General features: G+C 52.4%; 5 protein-coding genes. 3 read left to right on the forward strand and 2 right to left on the reverse strand.

Annotated features, from left to right (window positions below; genetic code table 11):
* Positions 1-196: 196 nt before the first annotated feature.
* On the reverse strand, positions 197-655 hold the full coding sequence (locus tag ACP7B7_RS31440; RefSeq protein WP_426079332.1) for a helix-turn-helix domain-containing protein: 459 nt from the start codon (positions 653-655) through the stop codon (positions 197-199).
* Here ACP7B7_RS31440 and ACP7B7_RS31445 point away from each other — a divergent pair.
* From ACP7B7_RS31445 to ACP7B7_RS31455, 3 genes are all read left to right on the forward strand, one after another.
* Entirely contained in the window at positions 654-1592 is a 939-nt protein-coding gene (locus ACP7B7_RS31445; RefSeq protein ID WP_426079333.1) for a hypothetical protein, read from the forward strand. The two genes, ACP7B7_RS31440 and ACP7B7_RS31445, sit on opposite strands and share 2 nt — an antisense overlap.
* A 70-nt stretch (positions 1593-1662) precedes the next feature.
* Positions 1663-2853 carry a hypothetical protein gene (locus ACP7B7_RS31450; protein ID WP_426079334.1) on the forward strand — a complete coding sequence of 397 codons (1191 nt, stop codon included), beginning with the start codon at positions 1663-1665 and terminating at the stop codon, positions 2851-2853.
* 113 nt (positions 2854-2966) lie between these two features.
* Positions 2967-3596, forward strand: coding sequence for a hypothetical protein (locus ACP7B7_RS31455; protein ID WP_426079335.1), 630 nt, complete (start codon positions 2967-2969; stop codon positions 3594-3596).
* A 61-nt stretch (positions 3597-3657) separates the two neighbouring features.
* Here the strand turns inward: ACP7B7_RS31455 and ACP7B7_RS31460 are convergent.
* The coding region (locus ACP7B7_RS31460; protein WP_426079336.1) for a hypothetical protein at positions 3658-4508 on the reverse strand (851 nt) is incomplete at its 5' end.

Below are 4508 nucleotides of genomic sequence, written 5' to 3' on the forward strand. Positions count from 1 at the left end.
TTGTTGAGCGTGTCATAAGTTCTCCAGTTGGTGAAGTTTACCAAACTAGAGTGTCCGAAAAAGTCAGGGTACCTCAGACATCGTCCGCCTTGGCTGTTGTGTCTGACTACCGGATGTGACAATGTGTGAATATTTCCTATGTGAAATATGATATTTTGGGTAATTGATTTTGCCTACGCAAAGTTAGATTTCAGGATTAATCCTGTTTCATGCGGAGGAGCGTTAGCAAGCGAGCTCGTTCAATGTTGGAAAGCTGATGCCACGCTTGGATAACCGCAGCTAATTCATCATCTTCACAGTAAAGAAAAGGTGTCGGCACATTGAGTACCATCGCTAATTGAGCTGCTATTTCAAAAGGTGGCGCATGGACTCCCGTCTCGTATCTGCTGATTCTCGCGCTCGCTGTCGTTTCGTCCAAGCCAATTGCTACACCCAGCTTATCTTGTGGGATACCGGCGAGAAGCCTTGCTTCACGTAAGCGTAGTCCAAAAAGAGAAGAGGAAGGTTTAGAGCGGGGAGGCATACTTCGATATTCGTAGAATATGCTTGCGCCGTCTCTACGAAATTCGTAGAATTCTCTGTGGCAATATTTTAAATAAATAAGTAGAGTCAAATCCTCGCCGAGCCAAATTGTCATATAGGAAACATCGAGCATGTCACTGCCACCTGCACAACTCATCGGCTATCTTTCCCGCATCGATCTTCCGCATCATGACGCGGTGCTTTCCTTGGTGAAGAGAGCCATTTTGCTTCCCAAGATCATTCGACCGCTGGCAGCAGCGATCTTGGCTTACTTGTTGCTGGCTTACGTTGCGGGCCTGGGGACTAGAGCATTGCCGCTCGCAGCAGTTGTCGGCGCCGTGATGCTGCTAGTTACCATCCTTGACAACAATGTAATGCGCTGGGCCGAGAGAAACAGCTCGCGCATTGCCATGGTGCTTGCGGTTATTGCTTTGTTTTTCGGTCTCGCTGTCACGCTGCTTACCAAAAAGGAGCCCTTGGTCGTTCTCGCAGCCGGTGCTGGGGGATTTTGCGTGACGTGGATCGTGGTTACCTTCGGGCTGATGTTCCTGACGCTATTAATTCATCTGGCTTCCTTGCTCTTGCGTGCGTTTGCATCTCCCATCGCTGCTCCTCTACTGGCCATATTCGCGCACATCCATAATCGCTTGCTACGTACGAAATATAAGGACTGGGTAACCTCGCAGGGCACACCAATCATTGAGTTTGGCAGCGAGGGCGTGAAGAACTTTGCGCCAGGTAATGCGGCGATTTTTGTATCGTCGCCGCGTTTCCGTTGTGGGGGCGCGGCAATAGCAGCGGGGATTCCCCTGTTCACCGCCTATGAGCTAGGTAATAGCGTCATCGTTGATCAGCGTATCAGTGCCGCTTACGAGGCTTTACGCGCCACTTCAAGCGAAAGCCACGACGAAATCGCAAATCATCCGCTAACGGACTTCAATCCTGCTAACGGTCTCCCCATGATGGCCGGGATAGGTAGCGTGGATGTGATGGGCAATGCTTTTGGCACTGACAGTCATCACTCTTATCACGATGCGGATATCGGACATGACAGCTTCAACAATCACTGATCGCATGATTTTCCTGGCTTGAACGGAAACTTGTTGAGCGATATCAATCATTAAATATTTAGGATGAAATATGGGCAAGAAAGTAGTTTTGAAAACCGTGATGGCCGGCTTGTTCATCTACGGCGTGCATGGGGCTGTCGCTGCGGATATTCGTGACCAGTTCAATGTGCAAACATCAAAAGCTGAGCTAGTGGTGCCAAATGCGCGCGCTCAGGATGTGGCGGCGCAAGTCAAGGATGCGTTGTCACAGTTCGCTATTCCAACCTCATATAACGTGCACAGTCGTCCGGCGGCGTTGCCTGCTCGCCCTCTGGAGCCGACGCTCCAGGATTTCCTGGTCCAGGGGCAGCCTGTCAGTGAGTACCAGTGTCGCAACGGCTTCGCAGAAGTCACCAAGACCCCGGCACCGATCAAAAATCCATTCATGTTTGCTGCTGAACGCGTGCAAGCGTGTCTGTACCCGTTTGAGCGTGGCGTGAAGATTTACTTGATCTTTGCGTCCGTCAAGAAGACAGAATCGCTTACGTCCGGGCTGTTTAACGGCATTACCAGCGCTATCCGAGGCAAGGACGAAGACTACAACGCCAAGCGCTTGAAAGAAGAGATTGCGGCCATACGCAAGAATCTGCCTCAGTTGCTGGTTGAGAAAATCGATGTTCCTGGCGCTACGCTTGAAGAACCGGATAAGGATGCAGTGGCCAAGTTGATGCCCGCCAGGAGCGAGATAGCTGCCCAGCCGTCTGTGGCAGCATTGCCCACTGCTTCGCCATCGGTATCTGGGATGGGTGGCGTTGCATCACAGGGCAACAGTAAAGTGGAAGCGCGCAAAAACCTCGCAGGAATGGGGTTGACGTATCACTCGACCGAACAGTTTTTCGCAGCAATTCGCCGTGACGATGAAGTGGCAGTTCAGCTCTTCCTGGCTGCAGGGTCCATGAAGATACTTACTAAAGACAGCAATGGCAAGACTCCGGAGCAAGTGGCCCTGGAATCGAGCGCATCGGCCGCGTGGGAAGCGATCAAGCAGTTTGCAGCTGCTAACCCTCAGGCAGCGGCCAAGGAACCGAACAATCCAGCCGCAGACCCTGCACAAGCGCTTGCCGTAGCCCGGGAGTCCTTGTCTCCGGAGGTGCTGGCGGGGATAGAGAGAATGATTAAAGAGCAGCGTCTGAGTGGCGCTGAGGCGGAAGCCTTCCGCACTAAGGCGACGCTCCAGTATGCGATTCAATTCAAAGGCATACCTAAGTCGATGATGCAGTAGCAGAGCGGGGAGCGGCTTTCTGGAAGCGCACAAGCGCATGAGGCTCTGGGTAAGACGACGCAGGCGGCGCGATGGCGGTGCGTCTTCATGTACGTTCAATATGAGGCGGAAGCATGTTCGATTTTTTGAATGCTGTCTATTTGGCAGCCATTCTGTTTTCCAGCATCACCATGTATCCGGTAGGCGAAACCGCCGTGCCAATTCAACTGGGTGGTGCTGTAGAGCTGCGATTCGTGCGCGAATGGTGGCGCGATGATGGTGATGGCAAGTGCTCGTACACTGGTATGGTGGTTCCTTTTGACCGTACCTGGCCGGAAGAAGTAGACCGTGGTGGCGAGCGAGTAATTCTGCCCCCTGAACCTGGAAAAATCGCAGGTTACGTTGCGATAATCAACCGCAAGAGGTGCAAAGATAAAGAGGCTGAAGTCATTTTAAGAGCTGGTGTTGTTCGTACCCGGACACTGCTTTTCGGTAGCCGCGGTCCGCAGGTGGACAAGCATACTTTTTTTCCAGCCGGAGATATGCTCGAGACCCCTGCTGAGAAAATACAGCCCTGGTTTCCTCAAATTGTCGAGCGTCTGGAGCGCCTCAGTGAGCAAGATGAAGCGGCTAAGGCATTCCTTGATACAAGCGCGTCAGAACTGGCCACAGTTCTGCCTGCTCGTAACGGCAAGCCGCAAGCTACGGTTCAAGTACAAGAAAGTACAGACACAGTTACGAGCGATAATCAGCTGTTGAATTGAATCTTACTGCAGGTGTTTTACACAATTCATCGAGCGGCGATCTATTCGACGTATCACTTGGCTAGTTTTCCGTGCAATCCTGCTGCCAAGGGAGTCGTGTAAGCTCCAAACGGTCTGCGTCCAGTTGAAAAATAGCAAGGCGCTCGTTCAAAATCCGGGCGTCGAGTTCACGGATTTGGCGCGGATATCCGCTGTCTGGCCGATGCGTTAATGCTGCGTGCAGACGCTTTCCGATAGACTTGGCGCCGGGGGCGGTAACCACAAACCATACTTTATCCACCACGGGTGCTGGATGCTCAAAGATACGCCTTAAGAACCAGACAAGCTTCTGCATGTCTCTGGCTCCGCGCCAACCGTTTTCTACCTCGACCCAAATCGGACCTGATGCGCCATGTAACAGCAAGTCGGGAATCTTTAGAAGATTGGTGCCCTCGTCGTCTTTATAGCTGAAGGATGATAGCTTGACCGGTGCGCTACCTGCCCGAATTTCCAGCTCTGACCACCCAATGTGCTCGTCGAGTCCCCTGGTTACAGCGGCAAAAACTGAATTGCATACAGTACGGTGTTTGTGTGCATGACGAATCCAGTCACGTGCGTGCGCGCGCCCGTTTGGCATCTCGACAAGCTCCGCAAGCGCGGCCACCCCAGCACGATTCAATGCCAACATCATCTCCCCGGCAATAGAGTCTCCATCGCGTTTTTGCACCAAATAGCCAAGAGCCAACAGGCAGCGAATTGTACGGCCGGCCATTTTTCGGCTGCTAATGTCGCACACGCCAAGAACGGCCCTTGCGATTTGCCGGGTAGTTGCATATCCCACGCGAGCCAAGAATTTAGTAAGCGTCGTCCCACCGCCGTCTACCCTTGAGCATCGCACGATGCCATGATTGAATTTGGGACACAAATTGGTTG

The organism is Janthinobacterium sp. PSPC3-1, from assembly GCF_049896105.1.
Taxonomy (GTDB): domain Bacteria; phylum Pseudomonadota; class Gammaproteobacteria; order Burkholderiales; family Burkholderiaceae_D; genus Janthinobacterium.